The 16,501-nt window shown below is 70.8% G+C and carries 19 protein-coding genes; 11 read left to right on the top strand and 8 right to left on the bottom strand.

Features of this window, described 5'->3' with window-relative positions:
• Positions 1 to 2: 2 nt before the first annotated feature.
• The 6 genes from argH to LV780_RS11185 are packed head-to-tail and all read left to right on the top strand — an operon-like array spanning position 3 to position 5,930.
• The gene (gene argH, locus LV780_RS11160) at positions 3 to 1,418 is read left to right on the top strand and encodes an argininosuccinate lyase (protein ID WP_101340157.1); all 1,416 of its coding nucleotides are present in this window, start codon (positions 3 to 5) and stop codon (positions 1,416 to 1,418) included.
• The gene (locus tag LV780_RS11165) at positions 1,415 to 1,564 is read left to right on the top strand and encodes a hypothetical protein (RefSeq protein ID WP_044248263.1); all 150 of its coding nucleotides are present in this window, start codon (positions 1,415 to 1,417) and stop codon (positions 1,562 to 1,564) included. Before argH ends, LV780_RS11165 begins: the two co-directional genes overlap by 4 nt.
• Positions 1,565 to 1,569: 5 nt before the next feature.
• Positions 1,570 to 1,788 (top strand): hypothetical protein, encoded by a 219-nt coding sequence (locus LV780_RS11170; RefSeq protein WP_011909404.1) that lies wholly within the window; start codon positions 1,570 to 1,572, stop codon positions 1,786 to 1,788.
• A 1-nt stretch (position 1,789) separates the two neighbouring features.
• A complete protein-coding gene (locus LV780_RS11175; protein WP_108220988.1) occupies positions 1,790 to 2,107 on the top strand; it encodes a DUF2834 domain-containing protein in 318 nt (105 codons plus the stop codon).
• A 36-nt stretch (positions 2,108 to 2,143) separates the two neighbouring features.
• Positions 2,144 to 3,409 carry a diaminopimelate decarboxylase gene (gene lysA, locus LV780_RS11180; protein ID WP_108220987.1) on the top strand — a complete coding sequence of 422 codons (1,266 nt, stop codon included), beginning with the start codon at positions 2,144 to 2,146 and terminating at the stop codon, positions 3,407 to 3,409.
• A gap of 28 nt (positions 3,410 to 3,437) precedes the next feature.
• Positions 3,438 to 5,930, top strand: coding sequence for a TIGR02302 family protein (locus tag LV780_RS11185; RefSeq protein WP_108220986.1), 2,493 nt, complete (start codon positions 3,438 to 3,440; stop codon positions 5,928 to 5,930).
• Between the two features lie 68 nt (positions 5,931 to 5,998).
• Here the strand turns inward: LV780_RS11185 and LV780_RS11190 are convergent, their stop codons facing one another.
• A complete protein-coding gene (locus LV780_RS11190) occupies positions 5,999 to 6,769 on the bottom strand; it encodes a zinc-ribbon domain-containing protein (RefSeq protein ID WP_108220985.1) in 771 nt (256 codons plus the stop codon).
• Positions 6,770 to 6,931: 162 nt separating this feature from the next.
• Between LV780_RS11190 and LV780_RS11195 the strand changes: the two genes are divergently transcribed.
• The 3 genes from LV780_RS11195 to LV780_RS11205 are packed head-to-tail and all read left to right on the top strand — an operon-like array spanning position 6,932 to position 9,227.
• Positions 6,932 to 7,603, top strand: a complete 672-nt coding sequence (locus tag LV780_RS11195; protein WP_011909409.1) for a cell division ATP-binding protein FtsE — start codon at positions 6,932 to 6,934, stop codon at positions 7,601 to 7,603.
• On the top strand, positions 7,600 to 8,502 hold the full coding sequence (locus tag LV780_RS11200) for a cell division protein FtsX (protein ID WP_011909410.1): 903 nt from the start codon (positions 7,600 to 7,602) through the stop codon (positions 8,500 to 8,502). Before LV780_RS11195 ends, LV780_RS11200 begins: the two co-directional genes overlap by 4 nt.
• The gene (locus tag LV780_RS11205; protein ID WP_108220984.1) at positions 8,502 to 9,227 is read left to right on the top strand and encodes a lysophospholipid acyltransferase family protein; all 726 of its coding nucleotides are present in this window, start codon (positions 8,502 to 8,504) and stop codon (positions 9,225 to 9,227) included. Before LV780_RS11200 ends, LV780_RS11205 begins: the two co-directional genes overlap by 1 nt.
• A 14-nt stretch (positions 9,228 to 9,241) precedes the next feature.
• On the opposite strand, the gene LV780_RS11210 is transcribed toward LV780_RS11205, so the two are convergent.
• The 3 genes from LV780_RS11210 to mobA are packed head-to-tail and all read right to left on the bottom strand — an operon-like array spanning position 9,242 to position 11,765.
• A complete protein-coding gene (locus LV780_RS11210; RefSeq protein WP_011909412.1) occupies positions 9,242 to 9,832 on the bottom strand; it encodes a GNAT family N-acetyltransferase in 591 nt (196 codons plus the stop codon).
• A complete protein-coding gene (gene mobB / locus LV780_RS11215; protein WP_108220983.1) occupies positions 9,829 to 11,187 on the bottom strand; it encodes a molybdopterin-guanine dinucleotide biosynthesis protein B in 1,359 nt (452 codons plus the stop codon). Before mobB ends, LV780_RS11210 begins: the two co-directional genes overlap by 4 nt.
• Positions 11,184 to 11,765 carry a molybdenum cofactor guanylyltransferase MobA gene (gene mobA, locus LV780_RS11220; protein ID WP_108220982.1) on the bottom strand — a complete coding sequence of 194 codons (582 nt, stop codon included), beginning with the start codon at positions 11,763 to 11,765 and terminating at the stop codon, positions 11,184 to 11,186. The genes mobB and mobA overlap by 4 nt, the downstream gene beginning before the upstream one ends.
• A 76-nt stretch (positions 11,766 to 11,841) precedes the next feature.
• Here mobA and LV780_RS11225 point away from each other — a divergent pair, with 76 nt between their 5' ends.
• Both LV780_RS11225 and LV780_RS11230 read left to right on the top strand, forming a co-directional pair.
• The gene (locus LV780_RS11225) at positions 11,842 to 12,549 is read left to right on the top strand and encodes an AzlC family ABC transporter permease (RefSeq protein ID WP_101340165.1); all 708 of its coding nucleotides are present in this window, start codon (positions 11,842 to 11,844) and stop codon (positions 12,547 to 12,549) included.
• Positions 12,546 to 12,878, top strand: coding sequence for an AzlD domain-containing protein (locus LV780_RS11230; protein ID WP_108220981.1), 333 nt, complete (start codon positions 12,546 to 12,548; stop codon positions 12,876 to 12,878). Before LV780_RS11225 ends, LV780_RS11230 begins: the two co-directional genes overlap by 4 nt.
• A gap of 9 nt (positions 12,879 to 12,887) precedes the next feature.
• Here LV780_RS11230 and LV780_RS11235 read toward each other — a convergent pair whose 3' ends face one another.
• The 4 genes from LV780_RS11235 to LV780_RS11250 are packed head-to-tail and all read right to left on the bottom strand — an operon-like array spanning position 12,888 to position 16,498.
• A complete protein-coding gene (locus LV780_RS11235; protein WP_011909417.1) occupies positions 12,888 to 13,499 on the bottom strand; it encodes a hypothetical protein in 612 nt (203 codons plus the stop codon).
• Positions 13,500 to 13,532: 33 nt separating this feature from the next.
• Positions 13,533 to 13,718 (bottom strand): aa3-type cytochrome c oxidase subunit IV, encoded by a 186-nt coding sequence (locus LV780_RS11240; protein ID WP_011909418.1) that lies wholly within the window; start codon positions 13,716 to 13,718, stop codon positions 13,533 to 13,535.
• A 60-nt stretch (positions 13,719 to 13,778) separates the two neighbouring features.
• Complete coding sequence (locus LV780_RS11245; RefSeq protein WP_108220980.1) at positions 13,779 to 14,813, bottom strand: MBL fold metallo-hydrolase; 1,035 nt, start codon at positions 14,811 to 14,813, stop codon at positions 13,779 to 13,781.
• Positions 14,810 to 16,498, bottom strand: coding sequence for an acyl-CoA dehydrogenase (locus LV780_RS11250; RefSeq protein WP_108220979.1), 1,689 nt, complete (start codon positions 16,496 to 16,498; stop codon positions 14,810 to 14,812). The genes LV780_RS11245 and LV780_RS11250 overlap by 4 nt, the downstream gene beginning before the upstream one ends.
• Positions 16,499 to 16,501 lie beyond the last annotated feature (3 nt).

A 16,501-nucleotide genomic window follows, 5' to 3' on the forward strand; every position in this document is an offset into this window, starting at 1 on the left:
CCATGTCCGACGCGCCCGTTTCCTCCTCCGCCGCCAACGCCATGTGGGGCGGCCGCTTCGCCGCCGGCCCCGACGCGATCATGCAGGCGATCAACGCCTCGATCGGGTTTGACAAGCGGCTCTACGCGCAGGACATCCGCGGCTCGCGCGCCCATGCCGCGATGCTTGCGGCGCAGGGCATCCTGAGTTCTAGGGATGCCGAGGCGATCGGGGAAGGGCTTCTCACCGTCTTGTCAGAGATCGAGGCCGGCGGCTTCCCGTTCCGGGTCGAGCTCGAGGACATCCACATGAACGTGGAGGCGCGGTTGAAGGAGCTGATCGGCGAGCCCGCCGGCCGGCTGCACACCGCGCGCTCGCGCAACGATCAGGTGGCGGTGGATTTCCGCCTGTGGGTCCGCGACCAGTGCGACGCCGCCATCACCGGGATCGAGGCGCTGATGCAGGCCTTCGTCGCGCAGGCCGAGGCGGGGGCCGACTGGGTGATGCCGGGCTTCACCCACCTGCAGACGGCGCAGCCGGTGACCTGGGGCCATCACATGCTGGCCTATGTCGAGATGCTGGCCCGCGACCGCTCGCGCTTCGCCGATGCCCGCGCCCGGATGAACGAGTGCCCGCTCGGCGCCGCGGCGCTGGCGGGGACCGGCTTCCCCATCGACCGGCACATGACGGCGGCGGCGCTCGGCTTCGACCGGCCGACGGCGAACAGCCTCGATTCCGTCTCTGATCGCGACTTCGCGCTGGAGTTCCTGTCGGCCTCGGCGATCTGCGCCCTGCACCTGTCGCGCTTCGCCGAAGAGCTGGTGATCTGGTCCTCGGCGCAGTTCCGGTTCGTGCGGCTCTCGGACCGCTGGACCACCGGCTCGTCGATCATGCCGCAGAAGAAGAACCCGGACGCGGCGGAACTGCTGCGGGCCAAGCTCGGCCGGGTGCTCGGTGCGGCGGTGGCGCTCTTCACGGTGATGAAGGGCCTGCCGCTGACCTATTCCAAGGACATGCAGGAAGACAAGGAACAGGTCTTCGACGCGGCCGACACGCTGATGCTGGGGCTCGCCGCCATGACCGGCATGGTGGCCGACATGCAGGCCAACCGCGAAAGCCTCGCCGCCGCCGCCGCCTCGGGCTTCTCGACCGCGACCGATCTCGCCGACTGGCTGGTGCGCGAGCTGGATCTGCCCTTCCGCGACGCGCACCATGTGACGGGCACGCTCGTCGCCCGCGCCGAGGCCCGCGGCTGCGACCTGCCCGACCTGACGCTGGCCGAGATGCAGGAGGTTCATCCGGGCATCCGCGAGGATGTGTTCGCCGTCCTCGGCGTCGCGAATTCCGTGCGCAGCCGCACCTCCTACGGCGGCACCGCGCCCGACAATGTCCGCGCGCAGGCCGCGCGCTGGAAAGAGCTGCTGGGAGGCACCGCATGAAAGTCCCGCTGATCCTTCTCGTCCTCGCACTGGCCGGCTGCGGCATCGACGGCCCGCCGCTGCGGCCCGGCACCGACCAGCCGGTCGAGGTTCAGCCCGGCCTCACGATCGGCGGCACCGCCGAGTTCGGCATCAGGAGCAACTGAGCACGATGGGTCGGGCGCTTCTCCTGCTTCTGGCGCTCGCCGCCTGCGCCGACCCGAATGCACCGCATCTCGGGCTGGGCGTCGGCGTCGGACCGGGAGGGGTGAGCGTCCATCCCCGCATGTCCACCCGCGTGGGCGCGACGAGCGTCGGCGTGTCCCCGTATGGCGCCTCGGTGGGCACGGGCATCGGCAATGTGGGCGTCGCCGTTGGAGGAGGATTCTGACATGTCCCCGCTGCGCATGATCTTTCTGGCCCTCGCGATCTGGGGCGCCATCCACCCGATGTATCACTTCGTCTCCTACATGGTGACGACGGGCGAAGGGTTCGGCGGCCTGATCGACGCCTGGTATGTGAACGCCTCGACCACGGGCCTCGTTTGGGACCTGACCATCGCGGCCATCACGCTCACGGTCTGGATCCTCGCCGAGTGCGTCTCCCGCAGGACCTGGATCGCCCTGGTGGCCATCCCGGCCACCTTCCTGATCGGCGTCTCCTGCGGGCTGCCGCTTTATCTGTTCCTCCGTTCGCGCCCCGTCACCTGAGGTTGCGGCCCTTCCGACCCCCAAGACCGAGACATCATGGACCATTTCCTCTACCGCAACGGGTCGCTCCACGCCGAGGAGGTGCCGCTGGCCGATATCGCCGCCACCGTGGGCACCCCCTTCTACTGCTATTCCTCGGCCACGCTCGAGCGGCACTACCGGCTCTTCACCGAGGCGCTGACCCCGCTGCCGCACATGGTCTGCTTCGCGATCAAGTCGCTGTCGAACCTCGCGGTGCTGAAGCTCCTGGGCGATCTCGGCGCGGGGATGGATGTGGTCTCGGGCGGGGAATATCTGCGCGCGCGCGCCGCGGGCGTGCCGGGCGAGCGGATCGTCTTCTCGGGCGTGGGCAAGACGCGCGAGGAGATGCGGATCGCGCTCGAAGGCGGGATCCGCCAGTTCAACGTGGAATCCGAGCCCGAGATGCGGGCGCTGTCCGAGGTGGCGGCCTCGATGGGCCTGCGCGCGCCCATCGCCGTGCGGGTGAACCCGGATGTGGATGCCCGCACGCACGAGAAGATCGCCACCGGCAAGAAGGAAAACAAGTTCGGCATCCCGATCGCGCGCGCCTCCGAGGTCTATGCCGAGGCCGCGGCCCTGCCGGGGCTGGAGGTCGTGGGCATCGACGTTCACATCGGCTCGCAACTGACCGACCTCGAACCGTTCGAGCAGGCCTACCTCAAGGTCGCCGACCTGACCGGACGCCTGCGCGCCGAGGGCCATGAGATCCGCCGGCTCGATCTTGGCGGGGGCCTCGGCATCCCCTACACCCGCTCGAACGAGGCCCCTCCCCTGCCGACCGATTACGGCGCGCTCATCAAGCGCACGGTCGGGCATCTCGGCTGCGAGATCGAGATCGAGCCGGGGCGGCTGATCTCGGGCAATTCGGGCGTGCTGGTCAGCCGGGTCATCTATGTCAAGAACGGCGAGGGGCGCGACTTCCTGATCCTCGACGCGGCGATGAACGATCTCGTGCGGCCTTCGATGTATGGCGCGCACCACGACATCGTGCCGGTGGCCGAGGCCGCACCGGGCACCGAGGGCCAGCCCTACGACGTCGTGGGACCGATCTGCGAGACGGGGGACACTTTCGCCAAGGCGCGTTCGCTGCCGCCCATGTCCGAGGGCGATCTCGTGGCCTTCCGCTCGGCCGGCGCCTACGGCGCGGTGATGGCCTCGGAATACAACTCGCGTCCGCTGGTGCCCGAGGTGCTGGTGCGCGGGGATCACTTCGCCGTCATACGGGCGAGACCGACGTTTGACGAAATGCTGAGGCGCGATAGCATCCCTGAATGGCTGTGACGCGCGCAGCCTCAGTCAGGCGAGGCGCATGGCCCAGAAGAACCGCGACACCGCCCCGGACCCCGCGACCGAGACGGCCCTTGCCCGTCTGATCTGGCCGCTCCGCCTGACCTGGGCGGGGCTCTGGGCCGAGCGGCTTGCGCGCGGCTTCTGGCCGGTCTGGACGATCCTGATCGCCACGCTGGCGGCGCTGGTCCTCGGGGTGCAGGATGCCCTGCCGCTCGAGTGGGTGCAGGGCGGGCTGGCGGCGACGGGCCTCGCGGCGCTGGTTGCCGCGGGTGTCGGCCTGCGGACCTTCCGCAGGCCTGGCCGGGCGGAGGCGCTGGCGCGTCTCGACGCGTCGCTGCCGGGCCGGCCGATCTCCTCCATGACCGACGCGCAGGCCATCGGCAGCGCCGATCCCTGGTCGCGCGCGATCTGGGAGACCCATCGCCGCCGGATGGCGGAACGTGCGGCCCTCGCCCGACCGGTTCCGCCGGACCTGCGGCTTGCGCGCCGCGATCCGTTCGCGCTGCGCTACCTGGCGCTGACGGCGCTGGTGGTGGCGCTGATGTTCGGCTCGGTCTGGCGTGTGGCTTCGGTGACGGGGCTTGCCGGAAGCGGGGCCGAGGCGATGGTCGGGCCGAGCTGGGAGGCCTGGGCGCAGCCCCCCTCCTACACCGGCAAACCCTCGCTTTATCTCAATGACATCGACGTGCCCGAGATCACGCTGCCCGTGGGCAGCCGGCTGCAGATCCGCCTCTATGGCGAGGTGGGATCGCTGACCGTCAGCGAGAGCGTCTCGGGCCGTCCGGCGGGCGAGGCCCCGGCCGGCCCCGCGCAGGATGTCGAGGTGCGCCAGAGCGGCGCCGTCACGATCGACGGTCCCGCCGGCCGCGCCTGGAAGGTGATGGCGCTGGCCGATCGCCCGCCGCTCGTCACCGCCGACGGACACATGGAGCGCGAGGCGGACGGGCAGATGAAGCTCTCGTTCGCGGCGCAGGACGATTACGGCGTGACCGGCGGGCAGGCGACGATCCTGCTCGACCTGCCCGCCGTGGATCGCCGCTTCGGCCTGGAGATCGACCCGGAACCGCGCGAGCCGGTGACGCTGGACCTGCCTCTGCCGATCTCGGGCAGCCGGGCCGACTTCACCGAAACGCTGGTCGAGGATCTGGCCAAGCATCCGTTCGCCAACCTGCCCGTCGTGCTGAACCTGACGGTGACCGATGCGGCGATGCAGGAGGGCCGGGCCGAGCCGCTGAAGGTGGTGCTGCCGGGCCGGCGCTTCTTCGACCCGCTGGCCGCGGCGCTGATCGAGCTGCGGCGCGACCTGCTCTGGAATCGGGCGAACGGCCCGCGGACGGCGCAGATCCTCCACGCCGTCACCCATGCGCCCGACGAGCTCTTCCGCAACGAGCGCGCCTTCCTGCGCACACGGGTGCTGATGCGGAGCCTCGACGCCGAGGCCGCCACCCTGACGCCGGCGCTGCGCGACGAAATCGCCGAACAGCTCTGGGAGATCGCCCTGATGGTCGAGGAAGGCGATCTCGCCTCGGCGCTCGAGGCGTTGCGGCGCGCACAGGACCGGCTGGACGAGGCGATCCGAAACGGCGCCTCCCCCGACGAGATCCAGCGCCTCATGGACGAGATGCGGCAGGCGCTCGAGAATTACATGCGCGAGCTGGCCGAAGAGGCGATGCGCAACCCCGACCAGCAGCAATCCGAGAACCGGCAGACGATGGAGATGTCCGGGGACCAGCTGCAGGAGATGCTCGACAAGCTGCAGGAGCTGATGGAGCAGGGCCGGATGGCCGAAGCGGCCGAGCTGATGGAGATGATGCGTCAGCTGATGGAGAACATGCAGGTCACGATGGGCGAAGGCCAGGGCCAGGGGCCGGGCAGCCAGGCGATGCGGGACCTGTCGGAGACGCTGCGCGACCAGCAGGGCCTGTCGGACGAATCCTTCCGCCAGTTGCAGCGCGGGCCGAACGGCCAGCCCCGCGGCGGCGAGGAGGGCGAGGGTGAGGGCCAGGACGGCCGCAGCCTCGCCGACCGCCAGCGCGAACTGGGCGACCGGCTGAACGGGACGCAGCGGGGCGACCTGCCCGGACAGGGCAGCGAGCGCGGCGAGAGCGGCCGCCGCTCGCTCGACGAGGCGGGTCGGGCGATGCGCGAGGCCGAGCGGGCCCTGCGCGAGGGCGATATGCCCGGCGCGCTCGACCGGCAGGCCGAGGCGATGGAGCGGCTGCGCGAGGGGATGCGCGAGTTGGGCGAGGCCATGGCCGAGGAGCAGCGCCAGCAGAACGGCGAGGGCCAGGGCGAGGCCTTCGGACGGGCGGATCCCAACAGCCAGCGCGATCCGCTGGGCCGCGAGCCGGGCGAGACCGGCCGGATCGGCTCGGACCGCAACATGCTGCAGGGAGAGGATGTCTATCGCCGGGCGCAGGATCTGCTGGACGAGATCCGGCGCCGTTCGGGCGATCTCTCGCGACCCGAGATCGAGCGGGAGTATCTGCGCCGGTTGCTCGACATGTACTGACGGAAGCGGGGGGCTGTCTGCCCCCCGCACCCCCCGAGGATATTTTCACAGAGTGAAGGGACGCCCTGTCAGCCGCCGCTGCGGAGCCGCTCGGCCGCCGCGCGCAGCAGCCGGTCGAGGAGGAGCCGCGCCTCGTCCACCCCCGCCACGTAGCGGCGCAGGGCGGGCTCCGCGCCGGGGATCTCGGCCGCGATCCGGGGCGCCATGACATAGGCCAGCGCGAGCACCAGCGCCGCGAAGATCATCAGGAAGAACCCGGCGCGATGGGCCGCACGCGACGGGCGAACCGGCGCTGCCGCGGGCAGAAGGTCGTCGGCGGGGCGGGCGGTGTTCGAGCGGAGGCTGGAATTGATCTCCTCGATGTCGGGGAGCAGATCGCGGCGCGGGCGCGGCATGGATTCCGCGAGGGCCGCTTCGGGTGGCGGGGGCGCGGCCGGGGCCGCGGAGGCAGCGGGCGCCGGATCGGCGCCCTCGGCCTCGCGCTGGCGGGCGGCCAGTTCGGCCTCTTCGCGCAGGACGGCCAGGAGGCCCTTGTCGAGGCTGCGGCTGGGCGGTGCGACGGGCGCGGGTTCGGGAGAGGCCTCGTCGTCCTCCTCCTCATCGGGGAGCGGCGGCAGGGGCGCCGCGGGAACCGGCGCGGATGCAGGGGACGGCGGCGGCGCCTCTGGCGTGGGGCTCAGGGCGACCGGGCGCTCGGGCTCCGGCGCGGGGGCCAGGGAGACCGGGCGCTGGAACCATCCGTGGCCGCAGTTGGAGCACTGGACATCCCGCCCCTCTGGCGGGATGGCATCATCGGACACCTCGTATTGCGCATCGCAATTCGGGCAAATCAGCCGCATGTCCCTCTTCCTGCCCCATGTTCTGGTTCTTGCCTCATCTTGTAGCGCCGTTGGCCGGCCCATCCAAGCCTTTGCGGCCGCGCCGCACCGAGCCGCATTGAAACCGCGCACAGGTCGGTTAAGACTGCGGCCGCATCGCGGGGACCCGAGGAGAGTGCAGGCGTGATCGCCTTCGACAATGTCGCCTACAGTTACGGCGGGGGGGAACTCCTGTCGGAGATCTCGCTGCGTCTCACGCCGGGGTCGTTCCATTTCCTGACCGGACCTTCCGGCTCGGGCAAGTCCACCTTCCTCAAGCTCTGCTACGCCGAACTGCTGCCAACGGCCGGCAGCGTCACCATATTCGACCGCGAGGTGCGCAGCCTCGGCCGGGACGAGGTGGCCAGGATGCGTCGGCGCGTGGGCGTGGTCCATCAGGATTGCCAGTTCCTCGACCACCTGCCGCTGGCGGCAAACGTCACCCTGCCGCTGGCGGTCACGGGGCGCGAGACGAACGCGCAGGATCTGGCCGACCTGATGGCCTGGGTCGGCCTCGGGCAGCTGGCGGATGCGCTGCCGCCCGCCTTGTCGGGGGGCGAGCGGCAGCGGGCCGCCGTGGCCCGGGCCATCATCACCTCGCCCGACGTGCTTCTGGCGGACGAGCCCACGGGGAACCTCGACTGGGAGATGTCGCTGCGGCTCTTGAAACTGCTGGTCGAGCTGAACCGGATGGGGACCACGATCCTGGTCGCGACCCACGATCTCAACCTGATCCGCAACGCCAAGCAGCAGGTGGCGGCGCGGGTGCTGCGGATCTCGAACCGGCGCATCCAGCTTGCGGGGGCCGACCTGTGACCCTGCGCGAGCTTCTGAGCGAGATCGCCACCCCGGACCGGCAGGCGGACCGGGTGGTGCCACCGTCGGGCCACACGGCCTGGCTCACGGGGTTCACGGCCGGAACCATGGCCTTCCTCGCCGTCTTCGCCCTGGCGCTGTCGCTCGCGGCGGGGCGGCTTGCGGATCGCTGGGGCGAGGCGCTGGAGCGGACGGCCACGATCCGCATCTCGGCCCCGGAAGAGCAGATGGAGCTGCAGACCCGCGCCGTTCTCGACCTGCTGGCCACGACGCCGGGCGTCGCCTCGGCGCGGGCGCTGACGGACGCCGAGGAACATGCGCTGCTCGAGCCCTGGTTCGGCTCGGACCTGCCGCTCGACACGCTGCCGATCCCGCGGCTGATCGAGTTGCAGGAGGAGGGCGAGGGCTACGACGCGCAGGGCCTGCGCCAGAGGCTGGCGGCCGAGGCGCCGGGCGCGGTGCTCGACGATCACCTGCGCTGGCGTCAGCCGCTGGCGATCGCGGCGTCGCGGCTCAGGCTGCTGGGGGGGGTGTCGATCCTTCTGATCCTCGCGAGCACGGCGGCGATGATCACGCTGGCCGCACATGCGTCGCTGGCCGCCAACGCCAAGGTGATCGGGGTGCTGCGCCTCGTGGGGGCGCGCGACATCTACATCGCGCGGGCCTTCGTGCGCCGCTTCACGCTGCGCGCGCTGACCGGCGCGGCGGTGGGAACGGGCGCGGGGCTGCTTGCCGTGGCGCTGCTGCCCTCGGCCGATGCGGCGGGCGGCTTCCTCACCGGGCTGGGCTTTCAGGGAGCGGGCTGGCTCCTGCCGTTGCTGCTGCCGCCCGTGGCCGCCGTCACCGCCTTTCTGGCCACCCGCGCCGCCGCCTTCCGCAAGCTCAAGGAACTCACCTGATGCGCACCGCGCTGCAATGGATCCGGTCGATCCTCTTCAACATCGTGATGTATGTCTCGATGATCGCCCTCGCGCTGGCCTTCACGCCGCTGGTGCTGGTGGATCCGAAATGGGCGCCGGTCTGGATGCGGCTCTTTGCGCGCTGGACGCGGTTCATCCTGCGCTGGATCGCGGGCCTGAAGACCGAGGTCCGCGGAGAGGTGCCGACGGGCGCCGCGCTCATCGCCTCGAAGCACCAGAGCTTCCTCGATTCCATCCTGCTCTTCTCGGTGCTGCCGGCGCCGCGCTTCATCATGAAGAAGCAGCTGGCCTGGATCCCGCTGATGGGCTGGATGGCGATCAAGGCGGGCTTCATTCCCGTCGATCGCGGCAAGCGCGGTGTGGCGATCAAGAGGATGATGGCCGATGTCGAGAAGGGCCGCGCCACGCCGGGGCAACTGATCATCTATCCGCAGGGCACCCGCGTGGCGCCGGGCCGGCATCTGCCCTACAAGATGGGCACCGCCGCGCTCTATGCGCAGCTCGAGCAGGACTGCTATCCGGTGGCGGCGAACGTGGGGGTGTTCTGGCCCCGGCACGGGATCTACCGGCGTCCGGGCACCGCGGTGATCGAGTTCCTGCCGCCGATCCCGCCGGGCCACACGGCCGCGACCTTCATGGTCGAGCTTGAAGGCGCGATCGAGACCGCCTCGAACCGGCTGATCGCCGAGGCGCGGGCGGACTGAGGCCGCCTTGGCGGTCAGCGGCCGGCGGGCCTCACCATGGTGATGGCGGCCTTGAAGCCGAAGACATGGCGCAGAGCCCCGATCCCGTGGCTGCGGATCGCAACGAACCCCTGCCGCTCGTAAAGGGCGCGGGCGCGCCAGTTGCTGTCGATCACGTCGAGCCGGACGGACGCGTAGCCGCGCCGCCGCGCCTCGTCGCAGATCTCGGCCAGAAGCGCGCTGCCGATCCCCTGGCTGCGCATGTCGCGCGCGACGCAGATCCCGTCGAGCAGGAAGCGGTCATTGTCCACCTCGCTCTGAAGCGCGCGCAGGATCAGCGCGCGCCAGGTTCCGCCCCAGACGCCATAGACCGCCCGCATGTCGGCGAAGGTGCCACCGGCGAACCCGCCCGCGGGCGTCTTGAAGCCCGCGAGCCCCTGCAACCGCCCCTCACCGTCGAGGGCGGCGATCGCATGATCGGCCCGCATCACCCGCTCGAGGAAGTCCAGCGCCCGGGGCTCGGGGCCCATCACCCGGTCGAGCTTGCCGCCGAAGGCCTGCCAGTAGAGTTCGGCCGCCAGCCGCCTCTGCCCCGACGGCAAGCCGCGCCTGAGTTCGATCCTCATATCAGGGCCAGCCGAAGCTGCTCGGCGTGGCCCGCACCGAGGATCCAGCCCTCTTCCCGGCGTCCGGGCCAGTCGGGCACATCCTCGAGCAGCTCGGACAGCGAGCCGTCCCGCGCCATGCGCCAGAGCGCGCGCGCCATCAGCCGCACCTGCGCGGAATCCTTGATCTCGCCGTCTCGGGTGGCCTTGGCGATGGCGGGCCCGAGGAGCGACGGGTAGATCTCGGCCACCACGAGCGGCCCTGAGGCCGGCTCGAACGGCCAGGCCTGCGCGTGGAAGCGGCGGCGCAGCCGGGCAATCACCGGCAGTCCGAGCAGCGCCTGCGAGCCGACCGATCCGGTCGTGTAGAGCTTCCAGACCGGATGGGCCTTGGGCACGGCCAGTTCCACCCGGCGCCGCTCGGCCAAGCCGAGGGCGGCATGGTCGCAGAGCTTGCGGTCGGGCAGATGGGCCAGATCGAGCCCGCCCGGCCGGCCCCAGAAAGGCCCCTCGCCGGGAAGGTCGGCGTTGATCCGGTCGGCCAGCTGGAAGCGGTTGTTGGCATTGTCGGGCCCGTCCTCGATCCGGGCCTCGAGCCACTCCCAGAGCGCGGGCGCGAAGGCCGCGCCCGTCAGACGGGAGGCAAAGCCCTCGGGATAGCCGAAGGGGAAGTCGAAGCCCGCCAGAACCCGCCGCCCCGCGACCAGTTCGAAGGCGAAGAGGTCGTTCAGATGCGCCTCGGCATCGGCGCGCGTGCGGTGGTAGCTGACCGTCTCACCAAGGGGCGAGGCCACGCCGATCCAGATCGCGTCCGACGAGGGCTTGCGCGGCGAGGGCACCGAGGCGCCCGACCAGTCCACCGCGATCACCGTGTCGAAGCCCGACCGCACGAGCCCCGAATCCTTCAGGATGAAATCCGCCACCGCCTCGGTGTCGTCGAGGTCCAGCACCGGCACCGGAAGCGCAAGCGCGGCGTCGCTGGCCACGGCGCGCACCCAGGGGTCCTCGGGCTGGATCGGCGCATGGCCCGCGCCCTCGCGGAAGACCTCGATCCTGGGATGGGGTTCGGACTTGAACCCTTCGACCAGCACCAGATCGACCGGCGCCATCCGGTCGAGGATCGCCGCGAGGCGGGGCGCCTCGCCCCGGTGTTCGTGCGTGAGAACGAAGCGGCCGGGCCCGGCCAGCACCACCTCGGACGCGCCCGCGACCCGATGGCGGTGGCTGTCGCTGCCGGGGCGGTCGGGATCCACGTCGTGATGGCTGTGCTTGACCGTCGAGACGCTGAAGCCGCGCGCGCCGATGGCGGCGACCAGCCGCTCCACAAGGCAGGTCTTGCCCGCGCCCTTCCAGCCGATGATCCCGTAGATCCTCATGCACCCGTCCGCCAAAGTGATTCGGCGCGCGCGAGATCCTCGGGCGCGTTGAGGTTCAGGAAGGCGTTTTCATCGGGAAATCCAGCCCGTGCGGCCCCATGCCGCGCCGCAAAGCCCATCACCCGCGCCTCGCCCGAGGCGAGCCAGCGGTCGAGATCCTCGGCCAGCGCCACCGGCCAGAGGCCGCAGGCCGGATGGGTGCGTCCGCCCGCCTCGGCCACCGCGCAGCCGCCATCGCCCGCCAGCCAGAGCCTCGGCGCCAGATCGCCGGGCAGGAAGGGCGTGTCCACCGGCGCCGTGACCAGCGCATCCGCCTCCGCGGCCGCGGCCCAGCGCAGCCCCGCAAGCACGCCCGATAGCGGCCCCTGCGGATGGGCGTCCGGCAGCACCGGCAGTCCGAGCTGCGCAAAGCGCGCGGGATCGCCGTTGGCGCTGATGGCCAGTTCCTCGACCTGCGGGGCCAGCCGCTCGGCCACATGCCGCACCAGGGGCCGCCCCGCCAGCGTCACGAACGCCTTGTCCGTGCCGCCCATGCGCCGCCCCTGCCCGCCCGCAAGGATCAGACCGTAAAGCCTCATCTCAGCCTCCGATTGCATCGCCCGGCGAGAAGCCCTAAGCGCAAGAGTCGCGGCCGACAACCCGAAGGTTCCTGCCATGTCCATCCGACGTTCCGCCTTCCTGCGCGGCCTCTGGGCTGCCCTGCCCTTCTCGCTGGTGATCGCGCCCTTCGGGCTGCTGTTCGGCGTGGTCGGCACCGAGGCCGGCCTCGACATCGTCGAGGTCATGGGCTTTTCCATCATCGTCATCGCGGGCGCGGCCCAGTTCGCGGCCGTGCAGATGATGGCCGACCATGCGCCGACGCTGATCATTCTCGCCACCTCGCTGGCGGTGAACCTGCGGATGGCGATGTATTCGGCCTCGCTCACGCCCCATCTGGGCAAGGCCCCCACCGGGATGCGGGCGCTGATCGCCTATTGCCTCGTGGACCAGACCTACGCCGCCTCGATGATCGAATACGAGCGGAACCCGCAGCAGAGCCTCGGAGAGAAGGTCGCCTTCTTCTTCGGCACCGTGCTGCCGATCTGCCCGCTGTGGTATGCGGCAACCTATGCCGGCGCCAGGCTCGGCACCCGGATCCCGCCTGAGTTCGCACTTGATTTCGCGGTGCCGATCACCTTCCTGGCCATGATCGCGCCGCTGTTGCGCACGCCGGCCCATATCGCCGCGGCCGGCGTGTCGGTGGCCCTGTCGCTGGCGCTGGCCTTCATTCCCTACAACGGCGGGCTTCTGGTGGCCGCGCTGGTCGCGATGGTGACGGGGGCGCAGGTCGAGGCCTGGACGGAACGGAGGCGCGTCGCATGATCGAGAACACCAGCCAGGTCTGGACCGTGATGATCGTGCTGGGGCTCGGCACGTTCCTGTTGCGCTTTTCCTTCCTCGGGCTGATCGGCAGCCGGTCGCTGCCGGTCTGGGCGCTGAGGCTGCTGCGCTACACGCCCGTGGCGGTCCTGCCGGGGCTGGTCGCGCCGCTCGTCCTCTGGCCGCCGGCCACCGGGGGAGTCACCGATCCCGCGCGCCTGGCCGCCGCCATCGCGACGGTCGGGGTCGGCCTGGTGACGCGCAACGTGTTCGCCGCGATCTTCGGCGGGGCGGCCGTGCTTTACCTCACGCCCTGGCTGATGGGGCTCTGAGAGGCCCCCTCAGCCCAGCCGCGGATCGCCCTGCTGGACGATCAGCACGCCGTGATTGTCGTCGGCATCGTCGTCGCGGATGGTGCGGGTGGTGACGCCCGGCAGCTTGTCGAACTCGGCCCTGAGCCGGTTCGGGAACCATGTCACGCCGATCTGCTCCATCCCCGGCGTGCCGTGCAGGATGGTCGAGATCGCGCGCGCGCAGTTGGCCTTGGGCACCGCGCCATAGGCCATCGCCCGCCGCATCACCGTCTCGGCGATGTCGGGCGAGACCAGCACCGTCTGCTCATGCACGTCGAAGGTCTCGCGCGCGTGATAGTCGATGTAGTAGGACACGACCTTCGGCGTGACACCGAAATGGACGTCGTTCCGCTCGGGCAGCGCGGGATGGTGCCAGCTGCCCGCGGGATCGAACATGATCACCTGCGAGCCGTTGATCAGCAGCCCCGAATGAGCCCCCGCCCCGTCCATCACCCGCGTCACGGTGAAAAGGGTGATCGAGGTCGGTTCGTCCGAGACAAACTGGGCGCGGGTCACCTGTTCGTCCGGCGCCCAGACCGGCTCGGCACCGCCACAGGCGGCCAGCGCCAGGAAGGCGACGCAGAAGAGGAAGTGGCGCATGATCTGTCCAGTGTGCGTCGCCCGCAGGAGGCGTCAGACGTTGGCGAGGGCGAGGAAGATCAGGACGGCGACGATGATGACCGCGCCCCACGAGACCATGCGGATGAAGGCCGCAAAGGTCTTCTGCTGCTCGCGGATGTCCATCGTGCCGGGCACATGCCCGTGCGCGGGGTGCGTGTGATCTGCCATCGGTCCGGTTCCCTTGTTGTCTTTCGCCATCTATCCGACTTCCTCGCTTCTGTCACGCGGTTCGGCCCCGGGCACCGGATCGGACGGCGGTCAGTCCCCCGCCCGCTGCCAGATCCACGCGCCCTCCGACCCGCGCCGCCGAACCGCCTCTCCGCGGTGCCAGAGGTGGTTCAGATGCGCCACCGCCTCGACCAGCCCCATTCCATAGGCGGTGCCGGTGAGTTCGCGCCCGAACAACGGCACAAAACACTGGACGGCCGTCCGAGGTTCCACGAGATGCGCGCGCAGGCGGTCGAGCGCGCCCTCGTGGTTCTCGATCATCTGGCGCAGGCGGAGCGGCAGGCCGGTGAAGGGCAGCTTGTGACCGGGCAGGACCAGATGCCGCGCCTCCGCATGCGCCTGAAAGGCCCGGCAGGACTCGAGCCAGTCGGCCAGCGGGTCGGCCTCGGGCTCGGAGGCATAGACGCCGATGTTGGCCGAGATCCCCGGCAGAAGCTGGTCGCCGCCCAGCACGAGATCGTCGTCGAGACTCCAGAGCGTGGCATGTTCGGGCGCGTGGCCGTGCCCGATCCGCACCCGCCAGCGCCGCCCGCCCGCCACGAGTTCCGAGCCCTCGACGATCCGGGTGAAGCCCAGCGGCAGCGGCGCCACCATGTCGGAGAAGTTGAAGGGACGCTCGGCCGCGCGCTCGGCCAGCATGGCCGGAGGCATCCCCGCGCCGCGCCAGAAGTCCAGCGTCTCGGCCGCGGGCACCTCCTGCACATCCAGCACCAGCATCCGCGCGTAAAGCCACGAGGTGCGGGTCGTCACAAGCTCGGCCCCCATCGACTGGAACCAGCCGGCGAGGCCCACATGATCGGGATGGTAATGGGTCACGATCACCCGCCGGACCGGCCGCCCGCCCAGCGGCCCCGCCATCAGACGCTCCCAGATCGCGCGGCCACGGCGGCTGTCGAAGCCGGTATCGACCAGCGTCCAGCCGTCGCCGTCATCCAGCGCAAAGACATTCACATGGTCGAGCTGCATCGGCAGCGGCAGGCGCAGCCAGAGCACCCCTTCGGCCAGCGGAATGGCGGCGCCCTCTTCGGGAGGCATCCCGAAGGGCGTGCGGATCTGGCAGGTCACGCCGCAAGATCCTCGGGCGAGAGCGCATAGAGACCCGCTGCCCCCTCGCGCACCTGCGCGAGAAGCGCCGCATGTTCGGGCAGGAGCCTGCGGATCGCGACCCGCGCCAGCGGCTCGCGCGCGGGATCGGCCACGGCGGCCGTCAGGTGGTAATGCGCGCCCAGCACGCGGGCGAAGGCGCGCAAGTAGGGAACCGCGCCGGCGAAACGGTCCTGCATCTCCTGCCCCACCAGAAGCTCGGTCGCCTCGCGCAGCGCCTCGGTCGCGGCCCAGACATCGTTGGCCAGCTCGGGCCGCGTGTGGCGCGCGGTCTCGGCCGCGTCCTCGATCTCCTGCAGCAGGCGGAAGGCGGCCTCGCCGCCGTCCATCATCTTGCGCCCCACGAGGTCCATCGCCTGGATGCCGTTCGTGCCCTCGTAGATCGCCGTCACCCGCACGTCGCGCAGGAACTGCGCCGCGCCGGTGCCCTCGATGAAGCCCGTGCCGCCGTGGACCTGCACCCCCATCGAGGCGACCTCGATCCCCACATCGGTGCCGTAGGCCTTGGCGATCGGCGTCAGCAGCGCCGCCCGCGCCTGCCACTCGGCCTGACCCGTCGCGCGGCCCATGTCGATCGCCACCGCGCAGGCCAGCGCGATGGCGCGCGCCGAGAAGGTCTCGGCGCGCATCACCGCCAGCATCCGCCGCACGTCGGCATGGCCGATGATGGTGCCCTGCCCGCCCTGCCGCCGCTCCATCGCATAGGCCACGGCGGCCTGCGTCGCGGCCTCGGCCACACCCACGCCCTGCGCCCCCACGCCGAGGCGGGCGTTGTTCATCATGGTGAACATGGCGGCCATCCCCTTGTGCGGCGCCCCCACCAGCCAACCCTTCGCTTCGGCGTAATCCATCACCGCCGTGGGCGAGCCATGCAGGCCCAGCTTCTCCTCGAGGCTCACCACCGAGACCGCGTTGCGGGGCCCCGGGTTGCCGTCCGCGTCGGGCAGGAATTTCGGCACGAGGAAGAGGCTGATCCCGCGTGTGCCCGGCTCGGCGTCCGGCAGGCGCGCCAGCACCAGATGGCAGACGTTCGCGTTGAAGTCGGTGTCGCCCCAGGTGATGTAGATCTTCTGGCCGGTGATCGCATGGGTCCCGTCGGGAAGCGGCTCGGCCCTTGTCCGAACGGCCCCCACGTCCGAGCCCGCCTGCGGCTCGGTCAGGTTCATGGTGCCGCTCCACTCGCCCGAGATGAGTTTCGGCAGATAGAGCGCCTTCAGCTCGTCCGAAGCGTGATGCTCGAGCGCCTCGATCTGGCCCTGCGTCAGCAGCGGGTTCAGTTGCAGCGACAGGCAGGCCGCCGACATCATCTCGTTCACCGCCGTCGTCACCGCCATGGGCAGGCCCATCCCGCCGTGCGCGGGATCGGCCGCAATCCCGACCCAGCCGCCCTCGGCGATGGCGCGGTATCCCTCGGCGTAGCCCGGCGGGGTGCGCACGACCCCGTTCTCGAGCCGCGCGGGATGCATGTCGCCCGGCCGCTGCAGAGGCGCCAGCACCTCCTCGCAGAGCTTGCCCGCCTCGGTCAGGATCGCCTCGACCGTTTCGGGCGTCGCTTCCGCGAAGCGGTCCGTCGCGGCCACCTGATCGAGGCCGACCACATGGCCCAGAAGGAAGCGGTAGTCTGCCAGGGGGGCGCGATAGGGCATTGG

The organism is Cereibacter azotoformans (assembly GCF_021391315.1).
Lineage (GTDB): Bacteria > Pseudomonadota > Alphaproteobacteria > Rhodobacterales > Rhodobacteraceae > Cereibacter_A > Cereibacter_A azotoformans.